The organism is Paenisporosarcina sp. P4_E4_2 (genome assembly GCF_056401595.1).
In genome coordinates this window covers 1-1270 of sequence record NZ_JBFUJC010000534.1, presented here as the reverse complement: position 1 = coordinate 1270, position 1270 = coordinate 1, and the positions used below count along the sequence as shown (strand labels likewise).

At 39.7% G+C, this 1270-nt stretch carries 2 protein-coding genes and 1 pseudogene; 1 reads left to right on the top strand and 2 read right to left on the bottom strand.

What is annotated here, in order from left to right; all coding sequences use genetic code 11:
• Positions 1 to 244: pseudogene (locus AC1DSB_RS19470) on the top strand (SGNH/GDSL hydrolase family protein); the annotation flags it as partial.
• Between the two features lie 217 nt (positions 245 to 461).
• Here the strand turns inward: AC1DSB_RS19470 and AC1DSB_RS19465 are convergent.
• A complete protein-coding gene (locus AC1DSB_RS19465) occupies positions 462 to 815 on the bottom strand; it encodes a magnetosome magnetite crystal formation protein family (RefSeq protein WP_477532004.1) in 354 nt (117 codons plus the stop codon).
• Between the two features lie 58 nt (positions 816 to 873).
• Positions 874 to 1270, bottom strand: a 397-nt coding sequence (locus AC1DSB_RS19460; RefSeq protein ID WP_477587436.1) for a M20/M25/M40 family metallo-hydrolase, incomplete at its 5' end; no start/stop codon positions are given.

Sequence of the window (1270 nt, the reverse complement as noted above, 5' to 3'; positions counted from 1 at the left end):
TGTGCATCCTAATGCTGAAGGATACAGAGCAATGGCTAACAGCTTCTTCAATGTCTATGCTAAAGGTGGCATGCAGGTATTGGCAGGGGAGATTCCTCCTGCAAATCCACTGAGCTTCGAACAGATTATGAAAGACCGTCAAGGGGCAAAGGCAACGGCAGCTGGAGATGAATCTGCCGCACTGCCATCATCATTTTTGGAAGAAGACTATATTGCCATATCTGAAATGAAAACGATGATATAAAAAAAGTTGGAACTCAGATTAATGAGTTCCAACTTTTTATTTGCGTGGATATGTTATTGTTGTGGAGCGTTTTCTTGAATCCAATACTTTTTTTACGATTGGAATAATAATTGGCGCAAACTTTACAGCGGTCTTAACTAAGTTACCGATTCTCATGTGTATCGCTCCTGTCAGTATTGTATATTAATTTAATTCCCGTAAAGAGCCCAAGGTAAACCTATTGCAGTACTTTAATTCCTTGGATGATATTCCAGATCAGTACAATAAGAGAAAGAATACCATAGACTGCAATAAACAAGAAAGGAAGTCCTGCAGTCAGGAAGTTAAATGATGTGCTAGGCTCTGCAGTACCATCAACTGTCGTGCTGAATACTGCGATTGAACCAATCACTAATACAATGAACCCGACAATTCCGAGCACCACGGGAATCAAGTGTGACAGAAGAGAGCGTTTCGCATGATACTTAACCTCAGCTGTCGGTGAAACGAAATATACGATTAATGGCAATAAGAATGGAGCGAATAAAATACTGAAATAACACAAAGCGGATAATATACGTTGATTATCCATTAATACTCCTCCTTTAATGCTTACTGCCATTTAATACGTTACAACATTAGTAGAGGTTTCAAATCAATGCATATTTCGTTAAAATGTCTGCATATTGCTCAACGGATGATATCAATACATACTCTCCTGGTCCGTGCCAGTCGTCTCCGCTTGGTCCGAACTCAATTGCTCCAGCACCAGTTTTTGCATAGTAACGTGTATCCGCAGCTCCATGCTGCCCGAATAACACAGCCTCTTTTTGTGTTACTTGTGCTATAACACCAGCAAGAGATTGAACAAAAGCATTATCTTCGGTTGTTGTAATGGCGGGTGTTTTACCGCCAGGTTTGACAATATTTTTGGGGTTAATAGATTGAGCAAGTTCAGTCATTTCTTCAATAATATCTTCCCATTTTTGTCCTGGCACAAAGCGAATATCGTAGTTAACTAGACATTCATCAGGTACGACATTATAT

Coding starts and splice junctions, on each gene's coding strand:
- AC1DSB_RS19465 (WP_477532004.1), bottom strand. CDS start 815: ATGGATAATCAACGTATATTATCCGCTTTGTGTTATTTCAGTATTTTA.